This is a genomic window from Streptomyces griseoaurantiacus, from assembly GCF_036189845.1.
GTDB lineage: Bacteria > Actinomycetota > Actinomycetes > Streptomycetales > Streptomycetaceae > Streptomyces > Streptomyces griseoaurantiacus.
In genome coordinates this window covers 603,917-619,959 of sequence record NZ_CP108326.1, presented here as the reverse complement: position 1 = coordinate 619,959, position 16,043 = coordinate 603,917, and the positions used below count along the sequence as shown (strand labels likewise).

General features: G+C 73.9%; 16 protein-coding genes. 4 read left to right on the top strand and 12 right to left on the bottom strand.

Features of this window, described 5'->3' with window-relative positions; genetic code table 11:
* Positions 1–42: 42 nt before the first annotated feature.
* Complete coding sequence (locus OHB09_RS02840; RefSeq protein WP_006140362.1) at positions 43–537, bottom strand: DUF1360 domain-containing protein; 495 nt, start codon at positions 535–537, stop codon at positions 43–45.
* A 363-nt stretch (positions 538–900) separates the two neighbouring features.
* Positions 901–2,439, bottom strand: a complete 1,539-nt coding sequence (locus OHB09_RS02835) for a helix-turn-helix domain-containing protein (RefSeq protein ID WP_328921563.1) — start codon at positions 2,437–2,439, stop codon at positions 901–903.
* 164 nt (positions 2,440–2,603) lie between these two features.
* Between OHB09_RS02835 and OHB09_RS02830 the strand changes: the two genes are divergently transcribed.
* The 3 genes from OHB09_RS02830 (at position 2,604) to OHB09_RS02820 (ending at position 5,139) form a co-directional block, all read left to right on the top strand.
* The gene (locus OHB09_RS02830; RefSeq protein WP_006140364.1) at positions 2,604–3,572 is read left to right on the top strand and encodes an aldo/keto reductase; all 969 of its coding nucleotides are present in this window, start codon (positions 2,604–2,606) and stop codon (positions 3,570–3,572) included.
* A gap of 104 nt (positions 3,573–3,676) precedes the next feature.
* The gene (locus OHB09_RS02825; protein ID WP_006140365.1) at positions 3,677–4,228 is read left to right on the top strand and encodes a cysteine hydrolase family protein; all 552 of its coding nucleotides are present in this window, start codon (positions 3,677–3,679) and stop codon (positions 4,226–4,228) included.
* The gene (locus OHB09_RS02820) at positions 4,225–5,139 is read left to right on the top strand and encodes a GlxA family transcriptional regulator (RefSeq protein WP_328921562.1); all 915 of its coding nucleotides are present in this window, start codon (positions 4,225–4,227) and stop codon (positions 5,137–5,139) included. The genes OHB09_RS02825 and OHB09_RS02820 overlap by 4 nt, the downstream gene beginning before the upstream one ends.
* Before the next feature lie 54 nt (positions 5,140–5,193).
* Here OHB09_RS02820 and OHB09_RS02815 read toward each other — a convergent pair whose 3' ends face one another.
* The 10 genes from OHB09_RS02815 to OHB09_RS02770 form a co-directional block, all read right to left on the bottom strand.
* Positions 5,194–5,787 (bottom strand): GTP-binding protein, encoded by a 594-nt coding sequence (locus tag OHB09_RS02815; RefSeq protein ID WP_006140367.1) that lies wholly within the window; start codon positions 5,785–5,787, stop codon positions 5,194–5,196.
* On the bottom strand, positions 5,774–6,130 hold the full coding sequence (locus OHB09_RS02810; RefSeq protein ID WP_006140368.1) for a DUF742 domain-containing protein: 357 nt from the start codon (positions 6,128–6,130) through the stop codon (positions 5,774–5,776). Before OHB09_RS02810 ends, OHB09_RS02815 begins: the two co-directional genes overlap by 14 nt.
* Position 6,131: 1 nt before the next feature.
* Positions 6,132–6,563, bottom strand: a complete 432-nt coding sequence (locus OHB09_RS02805) for a roadblock/LC7 domain-containing protein (protein ID WP_040895286.1) — start codon at positions 6,561–6,563, stop codon at positions 6,132–6,134.
* A gap of 130 nt (positions 6,564–6,693) precedes the next feature.
* Positions 6,694–9,105, bottom strand: coding sequence for a sensor histidine kinase (locus OHB09_RS02800; protein ID WP_328921561.1), 2,412 nt, complete (start codon positions 9,103–9,105; stop codon positions 6,694–6,696).
* 247 nt (positions 9,106–9,352) lie between these two features.
* Positions 9,353–10,372, bottom strand: coding sequence for a substrate-binding domain-containing protein (locus OHB09_RS02795; protein WP_191854658.1), 1,020 nt, complete (start codon positions 10,370–10,372; stop codon positions 9,353–9,355).
* Positions 10,373–10,601: 229 nt separating this feature from the next.
* Positions 10,602–10,817 (bottom strand): hypothetical protein, encoded by a 216-nt coding sequence (locus OHB09_RS02790; RefSeq protein ID WP_006140373.1) that lies wholly within the window; start codon positions 10,815–10,817, stop codon positions 10,602–10,604.
* Between the two features lie 150 nt (positions 10,818–10,967).
* Positions 10,968–11,267 (bottom strand): DUF5133 domain-containing protein, encoded by a 300-nt coding sequence (locus tag OHB09_RS02785; RefSeq protein WP_006140374.1) that lies wholly within the window; start codon positions 11,265–11,267, stop codon positions 10,968–10,970.
* Between the two features lie 157 nt (positions 11,268–11,424).
* Complete coding sequence (locus OHB09_RS02780) at positions 11,425–12,288, bottom strand: SigB/SigF/SigG family RNA polymerase sigma factor (protein ID WP_040895328.1); 864 nt, start codon at positions 12,286–12,288, stop codon at positions 11,425–11,427.
* A gap of 918 nt (positions 12,289–13,206) precedes the next feature.
* Positions 13,207–13,827, bottom strand: coding sequence for an L-threonylcarbamoyladenylate synthase (locus OHB09_RS02775; RefSeq protein ID WP_328921560.1), 621 nt, complete (start codon positions 13,825–13,827; stop codon positions 13,207–13,209).
* Positions 13,828–13,836: 9 nt separating this feature from the next.
* Complete coding sequence (locus tag OHB09_RS02770; protein WP_093590410.1) at positions 13,837–14,994, bottom strand: PP2C family protein-serine/threonine phosphatase; 1,158 nt, start codon at positions 14,992–14,994, stop codon at positions 13,837–13,839.
* A 193-nt stretch (positions 14,995–15,187) separates the two neighbouring features.
* Between OHB09_RS02770 and OHB09_RS02765 the strand changes: the two genes are divergently transcribed.
* Complete coding sequence (locus OHB09_RS02765) at positions 15,188–16,006, top strand: SAM-dependent methyltransferase (protein ID WP_167795272.1); 819 nt, start codon at positions 15,188–15,190, stop codon at positions 16,004–16,006.
* Positions 16,007–16,043 lie beyond the last annotated feature (37 nt).

Genomic DNA, 16,043 nt, shown 5'->3' with positions numbered 1-16,043 from the left:
GGGGCCGGGCGGCGGTCCGCCCCGGACCCCGGGGCGCGGCGGTCAGCCCTCGGCCTTCTCCTGCGTCCACGTCCAGGCGTACTGCAGCCAGTCCGCCAGCGTCATCGCCCCGAATCCCGCGCACACCAGCCGCGCGGCGCGCGGCGCCACCGCGTACGTCGCCATCAGCCCGCCGGCCGTCCAGGCACCCGCGCAGAACGGGCAGGCGAGCAGATCCCCCACCGCGAGCCGCAGCCCGCTGCCGCGGGGCTCGTCCATCACCTCTCCCGCGGTGGTGTCCTCCTCGCGGCGGGTGAACGGCGCCCGCAGAAAGCTCGTGATCTTGTCCTTCGTCAGCAGCCTCGACGTCTTGTACGTGGCCGCGCCGAGCAGCAGCAGGTCCCACGGCGGCACGCGTTCGGGCAGGGTCACCCCGCGCCGTCGGACGACGAGGGTGAACGCCGTGAGGGAGGCGCAGAAGACGCCGGCGACGGTGGCGTACCCGGCGAGGGGAACCCGCTCCCGAGCGTCGTAGTCGGATGCGACGGTGTCGGTCATGGCGCCTCCGTGCGGCACGAGTATCTGCGAGCCGCGTCCGGGTGCCCCGGTCACCGAGGGGCACACGCGCACACCGCGCATGCCGTAGCGCCGTGCGAAGGGAAACACCCCCGGGCCTGGTGCGCCCGGGGGTGCGAGGGGCCCCCGTCCCCCTCCCGTACGTCTCCGGAGGCGCCTCGCGCGACCGAACCCCCGTGCCGGTCGCGCGCGGCCGCCCCGGAGACGAACGTTCCAGCAAACTAGGCGGCTTCCTGCCCTTTCGGCCATCGCAGGCATGCCCGGCCACGCCGACCCGGCACTCAGCCGTGCACAGTCCGATCCGGGATGCCCCGGTTCGTCCCTCCCGGCGGTCCCGTCCGCCGCTCAGCCGAGCTCCGGTTCCTCCAGCTCCCGGGCCGCGAGGTACGCCAGGACGACCTCGTACAGGTCACTGCCGCCGGCCAGCAGCCGGCGTTCCAGCGCCCGCTCGCCCGCCCGGACGTGCTCACGCACCGTCTGCACATGGACCCCCAGCTCCTGGGCCGCCCGCTCGGCGTTCGCCCCCGCCGAGATCCACGCGCGTAGAGTGCCGCGCAGATCCCGGGAGTCCTCCGCGAGCCGGTCGAGCAGTTCCCGCGCCCAGGTGCCCAGATGCGGTGCCCGCAGCAGTTCCCCCAGACCCGGCCCGGTCCCACGCCCCGGACCCTCCCGCGGCCCGCCGTCCGTGTGCCCCGCCCCGTCGGCGAGCGCGGAGAGGGCGAGGTGGACCACGGCACGGGTGCGCAGATCGCCGAGATCGGCGCCCAGGAGCTGTCCGGTGCGCTCCATCCGCGCCCGTACCGTGTTGCGGCTCACGCCGAGCACCTTGGCGGCCTTCACCGCCGTGAACTCCAGGCCCAGCCGGGTCGTCGCCTGCAGTTCCGCGTGCGTGGCCAGCGGGAGCGTGCCGAGCGGCAGGAGCAGCCGGTCCGCCCAGCAGTACAGGGCGTCCGGCGGCATCAGCCGCTGCGGATGCGTGCGCTCGGCGTACATCGCCGCCGCCTCCGGACGGAACCGGGCGACGAGAAGGGCGTTGACGGCCTGCCCGTAGGCGAGCGCGCACTCACCGAGTTCCTGCCGGACACTGCCGCCGAGGAACACCCCGGCCGTGCCGTCGGCCAGCGCGCGCAGATCCTCCTGCAGGTCCTCGGCCGCCTCGGCGCCCCACGCGTGCGGCGCCACCATGATCAGGTGCCGGTCCTCGGCGGGGCAGCGCACGATCAGCGCCCGTCCCCCGGTGACCTCGGCGCAGCGCCGGCGCAGCCGTTCCCGTTCGCCGGCCGGCCCCTCCAGGACGTAGACGCACAGCCCGTCCGCGTCGAGCAGCCCCGGCCACATGCCCGCGGCGACCCGGCGGGCCGCGACCGTGTCGCCGACCATCAGCAGTTGCAGCACCGCGAGACCGAGGTCGGCGGTCGCCCGGGTCAGCCGGCGGCGTTCGGCCTCGCGCTCGCGCTCCTCCAGCAACACGTCGAGGACCCAGGCCGTGGCCGCCACGACCTCCGCCGCCCGCTGGTCGAACGGCCGGTCGCGCCAGACCGTCAGCACGTGCGCCGAGGGCGGCCGCCCGACCGCGACCAGCCGGGCGTACTGCCCCTCGTGGTCCACCGCCGCCGAGGCGAGGCGGCCCGCGGCGAGGTCCGCCACCAGCCGCTCCTCGGGCAGCGCCCGCCGTCCGGCGAGCAGCCCGCCGCGGTGGTCGCCCAGCGCCGCCGTCCCGCCCACCGCCGCACCGAGCCAGTCCACCACCCGGCGGGGGTCCCGCGCCGCGGGGCGCAGGTGTTCGAGCAGGTCACGCGTCCACGGCGCACCGCCGCCCCGGTCGGCGCCCGCGCGGGCCGGCCCTTCCTCCTCGCCCGGTGCACCGGGGGACACATCTGCCATGTTCACTACTTTCCCCCGGTTTCCCCCAGACTTCCGGCCCGTGACCCTATCCCAGGCACACCTCGGGGATCATTCGGGGGATTCCTCGGGGATTCCTCAGGGAACCCCTCAGAGGGCCAGCAACCGCCCGCCCCGGCGGGACGCACGGCGAACAGGAGTGATCGATGCAGTACGCGAAGCTCGGCGCGACGGGTCTCGAGGTGTCCCGCATATGCCTGGGCTGCATGAGTTTCGGCGTGCCCGAGCGCGGCAACCACGAGTGGACCCTCGACGAGGACGCCGCCGGGCCGCTGATCCGCCAGGCACTGGAGGCCGGGATCAACTTCCTCGACACGGCCAACGTCTACTCCGACGGCACCAGCGAGGAGATCGTCGGCCGCGCCCTGAAGGAGTACGCGCGGCGCGAGGAGATCGTCCTCGCCACCAAGGTGCACGGCCGGATGCACGAGGGCCCCAACGGCGGCGGCCTCTCCCGCAAGGCGATCATGGCCGAGATCGACCACAGCCTGCGCCGCCTCGGCACCGACTACGTCGACCTCTATCAGATCCACCGTTTCGACGCGGAAACCCCCGTCGAGGAGACCATGGAAGCCCTCCACGACGTGGTGAAGGCGGGCAAGGCCCGGTACATCGGGGCCAGTTCGATGTACGCCTGGCAGTTCTCCAAGGCCCAGTACACGGCCCGGCTGAACGGCTGGACCCGGTTCGTGTCCATGCAGAACCACTACAACCTCCTCTACCGCGAGGAGGAGCGCGAGATGCTGCCGCTCTGCGCCGACCAGGGCGTCGGTGTCCTGCCGTGGAGCCCGCTGGCCCGCGGCCGGCTCACCCGCGACTGGGACGAGGACACCACCCGCAGCCGCACCGACAACTTCGGCCGGACCCTGTACGGGGAGGGTGACCGCCGCATCGCCGAGGCCGTCGCCGCGATCGCCGCCGAACGCGGCCTGCCCCGGGCCCGGATCGCGCTGGCCTGGCTGCTGCACCGGCCCACCGTGACCGCGCCCATCGTCGGCGCCACCAAGGCCTCGCACATCGAGGACGCGGTCGCCGCCCTCGACGTCGAACTGACGGACAAGGATCTCGAGCGCCTGGAGCAGCCGTACGAGCCCCACGCCATCAGCGGCCACTGACCCCGACCCGACCCATCCCACCCCCGGGCCCGTGACCGGATCGTTCCGGCGCGGGCCCGGATCGGGCCTGCCGCGCGCCCGCGTCCGCAGGTCAGAATCGGTGAATGAAGCGAGCACTCGTCGTCGTCGACGTCCAGGAATCGTTCCGCGCCCGTCCCCTGTGGGAGAGCATCGACAAGCCGGACATCGCCCGCCCGGTCAACCGGCTGGTCGCCCTCGCCCGCGAGGCCGGCGACCTCGTCGTCTGGATCCTGCACACCGCCCCCGGCAGCGGGGACGTCTTCGACCCGGACTCCGGACACGTCCGGCTGCTGGCCGAGCTGGACGGGCCCCGGCCGGGCGAACCCGTTCTGCGCAAGACCTCCCACAACGCCTTCACCACCACCAGCCTCCAGCAACTGCTGACCGAGGCGGGCGTGGGGGAGCTGTGGATCTGCGGCATCCGCGTCGAGCAGTGCGTGGAGACCACCACCCGGCTCGGCAGCGACCTCGGCTACCGCATGGTCCTCGTCCCCGAGGCCAGCGCCACCAACCCGATCGGCGACCTCTCCGCCGAGGAGATCACCGAGCGCACCGTGGCCGTCCTGCGCGACCGGTTCGCCCGTATCGCCACCGTGGCCGAGCTGGCCGCGGACGTGGCAGCATCCTCGGCGTGAGCCGCGTCGTCTTCGTCCTGCTGCCCGAGGTCCACCTCCTCGACCTGGCCGGACCCGTCCAGGTCTTCGACAGCGCGGCGCACCTCGGGCGGCCCTACACGCTCCATTACGTCGCCGAGCGGCCGTCGGTACGCAGCGCCCAGGGGCTGCCGCTGAGCGCCGGGACCGAGTGGCCCGCGCTCGACGCCGAGGACCTGGTGGTGGTGCCGGGCTGGCGGGCGCCCACCCTGCGCGGAGGTCCCGCACCCGGCGAGGACGTGCTCCGCAGGCTGCGCGCCCACCACGCGGCCGGCGGCACCGTCGCGAGCGTGTGCGCCGGCGCGGACGCCCTCGGCCGGGCCGGCCTGCTGGACGGACGGCGCTGCACCACCCACCACGACCTCCAGGACGAACTGGCCGCCTGCCACCCGAGGGCGACCGTGGTCCGCGACGTGCTGTTCACCACCGACGACCGGGTGGTCACCTCCGCCGGCATCGCCAGCGGCATCGACCTCGCCCTGCACCTCGTGGCCCTGCGGCACGGCCCCGCCCTGGCCGCGCGGGTCGCCCGCACGATGGTCGTCCACGCCCGCCGCAACGGCGACCAGCCGCAGGCGAGCGCGATGCTGCGGCACCGCTCCCACCTGGACGACACCGTGCACCGGGTGCAGGACCTGATCGACGCGCGCTTCGCCGAGCCGCTGCCGCTGGCGGCCCTCGCCTCCCGCGCCGGGGTCAGCGAGCGCACCCTGACCCGCCTGTTCACCCGCGCCACCGGCGGCCTCACCCCGCTGCGCTACCAGCAGACCCTGCGCCTGGAACGCGCCGAGCACCTGCTCGGGCAGGGCGTGACGGCCGAGTCGGCGGCCCGCGAGGTGGGCTTCGAGGACGCCCGCATGCTCCGCCGCCTGCGCTCCCGGGCCGCCCGGTAGCGGGAGGCGGTCGCGCGGCCCGGCAGCGCGGGGCGGCCCGTTCCGCGGCGCGGGCTACCCGGCCTCGGACCGCGCGGACTCCGCGATGACCCGGTCCACCAGGGCGATCAGCACGTCCCGGCAGGAGCCCCGCTCCCGCGCGTCGCACAGCAGCACCGGCACGTCCTTCGGCAGCGCCAGCGACTCCCGCACCTCCTCCGCCCCGTACGGGTGCTTCCCGTGGAAGCCGTTCACGCCGACGACGAACGGGATGCGCCGACGCTCGAAGAAGTCGATCGCCGCGAAGCTCGTGTCGGGGCGGCGCACGTCGATGAGCACCACCGCCCCGAGCGCGCCGATGGCCAGGTCGTTCCACATGAACCAGAAGCGCTGCTGTCCCGGCGTGCCGAACAGGTACAGGACCAGCTCCTCGCTGATGGTGATGCGCCCGAAGTCCAGGGCGACGGTGGTGACACGTTTCTCCTCGATCCCCTCCAGGTCGTCGACCCCCAGCCCCGCGGAGGTCAGCAGTTCCTCGGTGCGCAGGGGCACGATCTCGCTCACCGAGCCGACCATCGTGGTCTTTCCGACGCCGAAACCGCCGGCGACGAGGATCTTGACCGTGTCGGGCGGAGCGACGACGGGAGCGGTGCGGTCAGAGCCGGCCAAGGCCGTCCCTCACTTTCTGCAGCAGGTCCAGGTCCGGGGTACGGGTGACGGGACGCGGCGGGTGCACGGTGATCCGGCCCGCCTCCAGCAGATCGCAGAGCAGGATCGCGACCACGCTGACGGGCAGGTCCAGCGCGGTGGCGAGTTCCGCGACCACGACGGGCCGGGCGCACAGCCGCAGTATCCGGGCGTGCTCCGGCTGCGGCCGCGGCGCCCTCGCGGGCTGCGGGTGCACCGCCGTCACCGTGGTGATCAGGGTGAAGTCGGCGCGGCTGGGCCGGGTACGGCCGCCGGTCAGCGTGAACGGCCGTACCAGACGGCCCGCCGCGTCGCCCTGGCTCACCTCACTCGCCGCTGTCGGCCGCGGGGCCGGCGGTGCTGCGCGGGGCCGCGCTGAGGTGCTCGCCGATCTTCTTCACCAGCATGTTCATCTGGTACGCGACCACGCCCACATCGGCGCCCTTGTGCGTGAGCACGGCGAGATGGGCGCCGGGTCCCGCGGCGGTGATGATCAGGTAGCTGTGGGCCATCTCGATCAGCGCCTGGCGCACCGGACCGCCGCGGAAGTCCATGCTGGCGCCCCGGCTCAGGCTCATCAGACCGGAGGCGGTGGCCGCGAGCCGCTCGGCGTCGTCGCGCACGAACGCGGTGGACTTGCTGACCACCAGTCCGTCCTCGGAGAGCACGACGGCGTGGTTGACGTCCGCGACGCGCTCCACCATGGAGGTGAGCAACTGGTCGAGCTTGCTGTGCGTGGCGGGGGCGGGGCGTGTCATGTCTTCGTCCTTCATGAGCGGTTTCGGCGGGAGGAGCAGGGCTGGGCGGGGGGAGGGATACAGAGCCGGGTGGGGCCGGACGGTCGGGTGCCGCGGTGCTGTCGTGCCGCGCCGCCGCGGTGCGATGGATCTACGGTTCTCCGGACGCGGCCTTCCCCTCACCGTTCTCCCCGTCGTCCGGCTCCCGGGCGTCGGGGACGCGGACCGGGAGGGGGCGGTCGTCCACCGCCCCGTCACCGTCGGCCCCGTCACCGTCCGCCTCGTGGAGCGGCTCGCCGGCCGGTGGTCCCTCGGCGAGGGCCGCGCGGGTGCCGCGCTGGAAGCCGGCGAGGGAGGCCGCCGCCTCCTCGGCGCTGAACTCGTCGTCGGCGGGAGTCCCGTCCCCCTCCGGGGGGTCGGCCAGCAGTTCGGCGGCCAGACTGGTCTGCGGTACCCGCCGGGGCAGCGGGGCGGGACGGCCTTTGTCCGGAGGCGTCTGTGCCGACCGCTCTTCCTGACCGGTGAGGGCGGTCGCGAAGCCGCCGTCCTCCGTCTCCCCGGCCGCGGTGTCCGCGCCGCCGGGGGCCGCCGTGTCCGCGTCGGCGGCGGACGCCTCCTTCGGCGGCCCACCCCTGTCACGCACCACGATCTCCTCCGGTACCAGCACGATCGCCGTCGTCCCGCCGTACGGCGAGGACCGCAGCGTGACGCCGACCCCGTGCCGGACGGCGAGCCGGGCGACGACGAACATGCCGAGCCGCAGGTCGTCGGCGAGCGCCACCACGTCGAACTGCGGCGCCTCGGCCAACTGCGCGTTGAACGCCTCGTACTCCTCCTCGGACATGCCGAGCCCGCGGTCCTCGATCTCGATCGCCAGCCCCTTGGCGACCGTCGCCGCCCGCACCCCCACCGGGCTCGGCGCGGGCGAGTACGCGGTCGCGTTGTCGATCAGCTCGGCGAGCAGATGGATCACGTCGGCCACCGCGGGCGGCGCCAGCCACACCTCCTCGTCGGCCAGCACCTCCACCCGCTGGTACTGGGCCACCTCGCCGACGGCGCTGCGCAGGATGTCGATCAGGGCCACCGGCTCGGTCCAGCTCCGGCGCGGCTGCTCGCCGCTGATGATCACGAGGTTCTCCTCGTACCGGCGCAGCTGGCTGGCGTTGGAGTCCAGCGCGTACAGCCCGGCGAGCACCTTGGGGTCCTCGTGCTCGCGCTCCAGCGCGTCGAGCTTGCTGAGCTGGAGGTTGACCAGGTTCTGGCTCTGCCGGGCGATGCCCAGGATGACCTTCTGGAAGCCGCGCCGGGTGTCGGCGAGTTCCACCGCGGTGTGCACGGCCGTGCGCTGCGCGGTGTTGAACGCCTGTGCCACCTGACCGAGTTCGTCGTGCCCGTAGTCCAGCGGCGGGGCGGCCTCGTCGACGTCCACCTTCTCGCCCCGGTCCAGCCGGGCCACCACGTCGGGCAGCCGCCGCTGCGCGAGGCTGAGGGTGGCCTCGCGCAGCCCGCGCAGTCGCCGGGAGAGCGAGCGGGTGATGCGCCAGGACAGGACGACGCAGACCAGCAGGGCGAGCAGCCCGCCGGCGCTCAGCCAGCCCGCCTTGGCGAGCAGCGAGTCGGCCTTGTCCGCGCTGCGGTCGAGCAGTTGGGCGGTCTGCTGCCGGATCAGGTCGGCGTACTGGGCGGACAGCCGGTCCAGCGCCTCGTCCCACCGCTGGTGGGTGTCCGGCAGCAGGACCTCGCGGTGCGCCGTACGGCCGGTGACCCCCGCCTGGAACACCTGGTCCTCGACGTGCCGCAGGGTCGCCCAGTCCGGGCCCTGCATGACCTGTTCGGCGCGGGCCTTGGCGTCCCCGCGCAGCGAGGGCAGGACCTGGTCGCGCACCACCCACCGCTGCGCGCCGACCAGTTGCGTGAAATCCGTCCACGCCGCGTCGTCCAGCCTGCCCGAGGGCCAGGCGAGGGTGAGCTGCGCGTCCTCCTGCGAGACCAGTTCCGCGGCGTGCTCCAGCGCCAGCAGCGGGCCGGCCTGCGAGGTGAGGTCGCCGTCGTCGACCTGGGAGAGCTCCTGGAAGGCCTGGATCTGGTCGTCGATGATCGAGGTGTACTGGTCGAGCACCTGGTCCGCGGTGATGTCGGTGAGGCGGTCCACCTGACCGCGGTAGTACTCCAGGCTCTTGGTCGAGGCGATGACGGAGTACATCCGCTCCGAGATCCGCGTGGGGGCGCTGCGGACCGCCGCCGAGCGCCCCTGCAGCTTGGCCAGAGCCGCGTCCGTCGTACGGCGCTGGGCGTCCAGGGCGGCGCGGGAGCCGTGCGGGGAGGCCAGCCAGGCGGCGGACAGGCCGCGTTCCCGCTGCAGCGCCAGCGTGGCGTCGGTGCCCATCGCCCCGGTCGACCGGCTGAGTTCCGTCTGGTGCCGCAGCCGCAGCCCCTCGGCGAACATCTGCGTCGTCGTCACGCCCCAGATCGCGGCGAGCGTCACGCTGGGCACGAGGGCGAGCAGGATCAGCGAGAGACGTATGGAACCGAGCCGGCGTCGGGCGGCTGTCCGTGCAGACATCGTCGTCCTAGGGGGAGCAGCGGGAAGCAGGGGGCGGACACGGAGCGGAGCGGAACGGGAGCGGACGGGAACGAGGGCGGTGCGGGGTCGCGGCCGCCGGGCAGCGCGGTGCGGGCGGCGGGGGACGGGCGCGCGGGGGTGGGCGCGGGCGTCCCGCGCGCGGGCGGGGTGCGCCGATGCTATCCGTACCGGTGCTCCTACGCACCGTGAGTCGCGGTGCAGGCCGGCCGCGCGCGGGACCGCCGGGTCAACGGGTGCCGTCCGCCGCGTACTTGGCGACCGAGGCGATGTTCTGCTTGGTCACGAAGGCGGGCCCGGTGAGCACCGGGGCCGTGCCGCCGCCGCTGATGTTGCCGTTGGTGCGGTACAGCCACAGCCCGTCCACGGCGAGATAGCCCTGCAGATAGGGCTGCTGGTCGACGGCGAACCGCACCTCTCCCCGCTCCACCGCCTTCACCAGGCTCTTGTTCAGGTCGAACGTGGAGACCTGGGCGTGACTGCCCGCCGCCTTGGCGGCCTTGACGGAGGCGAGGGCGAACTGGGCGCCGTTGGTGACGACTTCGTCGATCGTCGGGTCCTGGCGCAGCCGGGAGGTGAGGACGGCGGTCATCGCCGTGAGGTCGGTGCCGTCCACGTACAGGATGTCCGTGCGTCCCTCGAACGCCTTCTTCACCCCGGCGCAGCGCGCCTCCAGCGCCACGTTGCCCTGCTCGTGGATGACGCACAGGGCGTGCTCGGCCTTGAGGGCGTCCAGCTTGTCGCCGACGGAGCGGCCCGCGACGCTCTCGTCCTGGCCGTAGTACTCCAGCAGACCGTCCGCCCGCCAGGCGTCGATGCCGGAATTGAGGCCGACCACCGGGATCTTGGCCGACCGCGCCTCGGCGACCGCGGCGCGCATGGCCTCGGGCTTGGCCAGGGTGACCGCGATGCCGTCCACCCGGTCCCGTACGGCGTCCCGGACCAGATCCGCCTGCGCGGCGGGGTCCGGATCGCCGGCGTACGTCAGGTCGACGCGGTCCTTCGCGGCGGCGGCGTCGGCGCCCGCGCGCACCAGCTCCCAGAAGGCGTCGTCCTTCGCGCCGTGCGTGATCAGGGCGATCCGGGTCCGCCCGCCGCCGGTCCCGGCCGCCGTGTCGGTCTCCACCCCCGCGTCCGGGCCGGCCGAGCAGGCCGCCAGGAGCAGGGCGGCCGCTCCGGCGGCGAGGGCGGCGAGGGTGGCGCGGCGTACCGGCCCGGGAGAACGACGGGGCGGGGCGGGAGTGTTCATGGTGGTGCGGCACCTCGCTGTGCGGCCGAGCCTGAGGGGGCGGCGACGCCGGTGACCTCACGAGGTGTGAACCGGTCCTCCGGGCGTTCGCTCGCCCGGAGCCAATCGTGTGTGACAGGTGGTAGTCAAGCGGTACCAGTGGACAGGTACCCGTTCGTTGCCGGTTGCTCGCGTCAGTTCCCCGCGCTCCGGCGGGGGAACGCGGGGAACCGCGGGGACGCGGAGGTCGTCAGGGAAGGAGCTTGTCCAGCGCGGCCGGACCCTCCGCGGCGAGCTTGCGCCTGGCCCATTCCAGGTTGTCCGGGGTGAGGTCCTTCCCGGAGGCGAGCACCACGTCCTCGGGGGAGACCTCGGCGTCGGAACGGGCGTGCAGCAGGTCGTCCGGAGTGGCGCGCTCGCCGGTCGGACCGGAGGGCTGGGACGGATCGGGTTGTGACGTCGTCATGATGTCTCCTCTTCCTGCCCGGACGGACTCGGGACCGGCCGCGGGGGCCGCGCCCCGACTGCCCCCCGGGTGCCCGCCTGCCGGGGGCTGTAACGAGAGGGCCCGCCGCCGCTCGCCCCGCGACGGGCCGCTCCTTCGCCGTGACCGGAGTCAGAAACCGACACCCTCGGCGGGCTCCCGCAGGGACCGTGCCGTCTCCCGCCGCACGGCGGGGCGCGCGTGCAGCGGCACGACGGCCGGAACCACCTGCTCGCCGGCGGCGGCGAGGTACTGCCGCGCGTAGTCCAGGGCCTGCTGGACGTCACGCGTGCCGGTCGACACGCACAGGGTGTACGCGAGGTCCTGAGCCCGCTGACCGGACTTGGTGACGCCTTCGGCGGACTCCAGGGCGGCCAGCGCCTGGTACTCCTCGACGAGCTTGCGGAGCGTCGCGGGGTGGGGCATCAGCATGTGCACTCCTTGGTCACGGAGGTGAGTCCGTCGGCGGCCGAGCGGACCGGGAGGGGGGAGGGGAACGGGACACGGGTGAAGCCGCGGAAACAGGAACGGGGTGCGCGGGGCGGGGAGCGTCAGGGGCGGCGGCGCCATGGGGACGCGTGCCGTGCGGTCACCCGGCGTCCGGGCGCCCGGAGCGGTCGCGGCGGTCGCCGGCGCGTCCGATGGCCTCCTCGCGCACCCGCGCGCAACTGCGGCTGATCAGCCGGGAGACGTGCATCTGCGAGATGCCGAGCCGGTCCGCGATGCGGTTCTGCGTCATGTCCTGGAAGAACCGCATGTACAGGATGGCCCGCTCCCGCTCGGGCAGGCGCCGCAGCCCCTCCTTCGCGGCCTCGCGGTCGACGACGACGTCGTAGCTCGCCTCCGCCACCCCGAGGGTGTCGGCCAGGCTGTAGGCGTCGTCGTCGGCGGACATGGCCGCGTCCAGCGACAGGGTGCTGAAGCTCTCCAGCGCCTCCATCCCGGTGCCGACCTCCTCCTCGGTCAGCCCGGTGTGCCGGGCGACGTCGGCGGCGGACGGCTCGGGGGAGCCGGGACTCTGCATCAGTTCACGGCGGGCGACGCGCACCTTGTTGCGCAGCTCCTGCACCCGCCGGGGCACCCGCAGGGCCCACATGCGGTCACGGAAGTGGCGCTTGATCTCGCCGGTGATGGTGGGCACGGCGTAGCTCTCGAACGCGCCGCGCTCGCAGTCGTACCGGTCGATCGCCTTGACCAGGCCCAGTGCCGCGACCTGGCGCAGGTCCTCGAGCGATTCACCGCGGTCGCGGAAGCGGCCCGCGATCCGGTGGGCCATGGGCAGCCAGGCCGTCACCAGCTCGTCGCGCAGCGCCTCGCGCTCGGGGCCGTCCTCCAGGGCGGCGAGCCGGGCGAAGTCCGAAGCCGTGTCGGGCGCGTCGTCGTGCGCTCGCGGTCCACGGGTGGTGGGACGAGCGGGGGCGCCGGGACGGCTTGTGGGGGTGTCAGTGAGCATGCGGAACAGCTCCTCCACGATGCTGTCAGGGATGACCGCGGGAGGCGGACCGCTCGGTTCACCGGATGTCCGGCAGAGCCGATGTACCGCTCCCGCTGGCGCGCCTCCGGTCCGAAGCACGAAATTCCGCTTGCCCTGCCACTCTGCGGCCAAACACCCCCTTTTCGCATCTCGGGAGCGATCCGGCGCCACCGCTTCGCAACCACCGCCCGCTTCCGGCACGCCGACCCGCCGGACGGCGGCCGCGAGGCACCCGGCGTGCCCCTCGGCCCGGGCCGCCCGGGCACTCGGCCCGGGCGGGGAAGGGGCCGGACGGAGGCCGACCCGCTCCGGCGCGACACGGAAGGCGGCGGATGCGAGACTGACGGTCGTCAGCGTGTGACCCGCACGGCCCGCCCACGGCGGCCCCTTCCGCTTGTGCCTCCGGGCGCGGGCCGTCCGCGGGATCCCGCCGGCGCGCACGACCCGGCAGGCCCGACGCCCCCGGACGGCAGGACCGGCCACCGCCGGGCGCCCCCGATGTTCCTGCTCGCGGCCCCCCGCCTTCCGGCATGTGCCGGGCCCCCGTCCGTGACCTGCGCGAGCGCGCGCCACGGCCCGCGGAAAATGCCGGACGCACAGGCCGGATCGGGTCTGGTGCGCCGGCCCCCGGTGCAGGACGGTGGGTGGGCGGCCGCACGCGCCCGGCGCACCGGCCGCCCGAGGAACCGCCTCCCGTGGGCAGGGAGGCGACGGCCATCGCCCGCGCCGCGGGACCGCGGTGGCCGTCGGCGCCGCGCGGCCGACCGTCACCCGGCCGTCGCGGTCCGCGTTCCGCCACGCCCCGCGTGGACGGTCCCGGGGCACGCGGGCCGGTGGGGCACGCGCCGGTTCACCCGGCGGGCCCCACCGGCCCCCGACCCCGGGCGCCGGCCGCCCTCACTCGAACCGGGAGGGGTCCCCCGCGCCCCGGCGGACGATCTCCGCCTCACTGCTGGAGAAGTCCACGACCGTCGTCGGCTCGGTCCCGCAGTCGCCGGAGTCGATCACGGCGTCCACGACGTGGTCGAGCCGCTCCTTGATCTCCCAGCCGACCGTCATCGGCTCCTCCTCGTCCGGCAGGAGCAGCGTGCTGGACAGCAGCGGCTCGCCCAGCTCGGCGAGGAGCGCCTGGACGACCCGGTGGTCGGGGATGCGCACGCCGACGGTCCGCTTCTTCGGATGCAGAAGCTTGCGCGGCACCTCGGGAGTGGCGGGCAGGATGAACGTGTAGCTGCCGGGGGTGGACGCCTTCACCGCGCGGAACACGTCGTTGTCGACCCGCACGAACTGGCCGAGCTGCGCGAAGTCCCGGCACACCAGGGTGAAGTGGTGCCTGCTGTCGAGCTGTCGGATGGACCTGATCCGCTCCATCCCGTCCCGGCTGCCCAGCCGGCACCCGAGAGCGAAACAGGAGTCCGTCGGATACACCACGAGCGCACCGTCACGAATGCTGTCGGCAACCTGCCCGATGGTGCGCGCCTGGGGGTTGTCGGGATGAACGTCGAAGTACTTCGCCATCCACCGACCTTAGGGCCTGTCGTCCCTCAGGGCTTGTCGTCCCTCAGCGATCTCCGGCGGTTCGGGCGGTTCGGGCGTGAGCACCAGCATCGTCACGTCGTCGTCCAGCCGCGTGGAGAACCGCACCAGGTCCTCCCACACCCGTGCGACCGCCGCCGTGGGGGTCACCCGCGTCCCCGCCAGCCTCGCGAGCCGCTCCCGCAGCGGATAGAAGCGGCCCGCCGCGTCGCGTGCCTCGGTCACCCCGTCGGTGACCACGAACAGCCGGTCGTCCCGGCGCAGCGGCACCCGCACCCGCTCGGGCTGCGGCGCCCCCTCGCCCAGCCCGAGACCGAGCGGCGGCGCCTCCGGCACGTCCAGCTCGGCCGCCCCGCCCTCGCGCAGCAGCAGCGGGGGCGGCTGCCCGCAGCACATCACGGACACCTCGCGCGCCCCGGCCGAGAACTCGAGGAGCACCGCCGTCGCGAACAGTTCGGCGTGCTCGGTCTCCGCCGTGTCGGTCACGAGGCGGCGGTCCAGCCGGGCCACGACGTCCCGCATGTCGGGCTCGTCGAGCACCGCCTCGCGGAACGCGCCCAGCAGCGACACCACCGTGCCGACGGCCGACAGCCCGTGCCCCTGGACGTCGCCGACCACCGCCCGGATCCCGTACGGGCTGTCCCGGACGTCGAAGAAGTCACCCCCGACCAGCGCCTCCCGCTGTGCCGCCCGGTACAGACCCGCACAGCCCAGCGGGCCGACCCGCTCGGGCAGCGGCGGCAGCACGGCGAACTGGGCGGCCTCCGCGACGGTGCGCACGGTGACGAGCTGGGCGTCACGGCGGCTGCGCACCAGCGCGGCGAAGACACTGAGCACGGCGATGAAGCAGATGGCCAGCAGGTCCGTGTTGCCGGGATGGTCCACCCGCACCGCCGGGACGTACAGCAGCAGGACGGCCAGCCCGCCGAGCGCGGCGGTGGCCAGCGGCCCGTACGAGAGCACGGCCAGCGGCGGGACGGCGCCGAGCAGGAAGCCGATGTCCACCGCGTGCCCGCTGAGCGGGCCCGGCAGGGCGATGCCCAGCAGCAGGGCGTACGGGAGCAGCCGCACGTACCGGGGAGGCGGGGCGCCGCGCAGCCAGCCCCGCTCCTCCCGGCCCGCGAGGCCGGGCACCAGACGCCCGTCCATGACGTTCCCCTCTGCCGGCGCGGTTCCTCTTTCCCCCGCCTACGCTCCTACGCGCGCGTCCCCGGCGCACCCCGGGCGCACGCCGGGGCCACGGGCCGGAACCGATCCTCGCGGAACCGTCGAACGACGGCTCGGGAGGCTGTACTGTCTGATCCTGCTGAGGGCTGACGCGGCACGGATCATGGGGGAACGAATGCAGCCTGGTAGGGAGTTGTCCAGGGAGATCGACGCGACGGTGCCCACGGCCGCGCGAATGTACGACTACTACCTCGGCGGCAAGGACAACTACGCGGCCGACCGCGCGGCGGTCGAGGAACTCGACAGGGTCGTGCCGAGCACACGGGTGCTGGCGATCAACAACCGTCGCTTCCTGCAGCGTGTCGTCCGGGTACTGGCCGAGGACTACGGCATCCGGCAGTTCCTGGACCACGGGTCCGGCCTGCCGACCCAGGACAACGTGCACCAGGTCGCCCAGAGCATCGACCCGGAGTCCCGGGTGGTGTACGTCGACAACGACCCGATGGTGCTGGTGCACGGCCGGGCCCTGCTCGACCAGAACGACCGCACGGCCGTGATCCAGGCGGACATGAGGGACACCGAGGGGATCTTCTCCCACCCGGACACCCAGCGGCTGATCGACTTCTCCGAGCCGGTCGGTGTGCTGTTCGTCTCGGTCATGCACTGCATACCGGACAGCGAGACCGACGGCCCGCTCGCCCTCGTCCGGCGGGTGCGGGAGCGGCTCGCGCCGGGCAGCCTGATGGTCATGTGCCAGCTGGTCAGCGAGGACCCCGAGGTGCGGGACTTCGTCACCGACTTCATGGACACCACCACGCAGGGCAACTGGGGCCGGGTGCGCCGGGAGCAGGACGTGGCGGAGCTGTTCGAGGGACTGGAGATCCTCCCGCCCGGTCTGGTGGAGGTCTCCACCTGGCGGCCGGACACCGAGGTGGCGCCCCGGCAGCAGACACAGGAGTGGATCGAGTTCGGCGGCGTGGCCCGGGTCCCCTGATCCGACCGGGTTCCGCCTGCTCATACGGCCTCTGAAA

Excerpts from the sequence above, each read along its gene's own strand:
- OHB09_RS02840 (WP_006140362.1), bottom strand. The coding sequence starts at position 537 with ATGACCGACACCGTCGCATCCGACTACGACGCTCGGGAGCGGGTTCCC.
- OHB09_RS02835 (WP_328921563.1), bottom strand. The coding sequence starts at position 2,439 with ATGGCAGATGTGTCCCCCGGTGCACCGGGCGAGGAGGAAGGGCCGGCC.
- OHB09_RS02830 (WP_006140364.1), top strand. The coding sequence starts at position 2,604 with ATGCAGTACGCGAAGCTCGGCGCGACGGGTCTCGAGGTGTCCCGCATA.
- OHB09_RS02825 (WP_006140365.1), top strand. The coding sequence starts at position 3,677 with ATGAAGCGAGCACTCGTCGTCGTCGACGTCCAGGAATCGTTCCGCGCC.
- OHB09_RS02805 (WP_040895286.1), bottom strand. The coding sequence starts at position 6,563 with ATGACACGCCCCGCCCCCGCCACGCACAGCAAGCTCGACCAGTTGCTC.
- OHB09_RS02800 (WP_328921561.1), bottom strand. The coding sequence starts at position 9,105 with ATGTCTGCACGGACAGCCGCCCGACGCCGGCTCGGTTCCATACGTCTC.
- OHB09_RS02795 (WP_191854658.1), bottom strand. The coding sequence starts at position 10,372 with ATGAACACTCCCGCCCCGCCCCGTCGTTCTCCCGGGCCGGTACGCCGC.
- OHB09_RS02790 (WP_006140373.1), bottom strand. The coding sequence starts at position 10,817 with ATGACGACGTCACAACCCGATCCGTCCCAGCCCTCCGGTCCGACCGGC.
- OHB09_RS02785 (WP_006140374.1), bottom strand. The coding sequence starts at position 11,267 with ATGCTGATGCCCCACCCCGCGACGCTCCGCAAGCTCGTCGAGGAGTAC.
- OHB09_RS02780 (WP_040895328.1), bottom strand. The coding sequence starts at position 12,288 with ATGCTCACTGACACCCCCACAAGCCGTCCCGGCGCCCCCGCTCGTCCC.
- OHB09_RS02775 (WP_328921560.1), bottom strand. The coding sequence starts at position 13,827 with ATGGCGAAGTACTTCGACGTTCATCCCGACAACCCCCAGGCGCGCACC.
- OHB09_RS02770 (WP_093590410.1), bottom strand. The coding sequence starts at position 14,994 with ATGGACGGGCGTCTGGTGCCCGGCCTCGCGGGCCGGGAGGAGCGGGGC.
- OHB09_RS02765 (WP_167795272.1), top strand. The coding sequence starts at position 15,188 with ATGCAGCCTGGTAGGGAGTTGTCCAGGGAGATCGACGCGACGGTGCCC.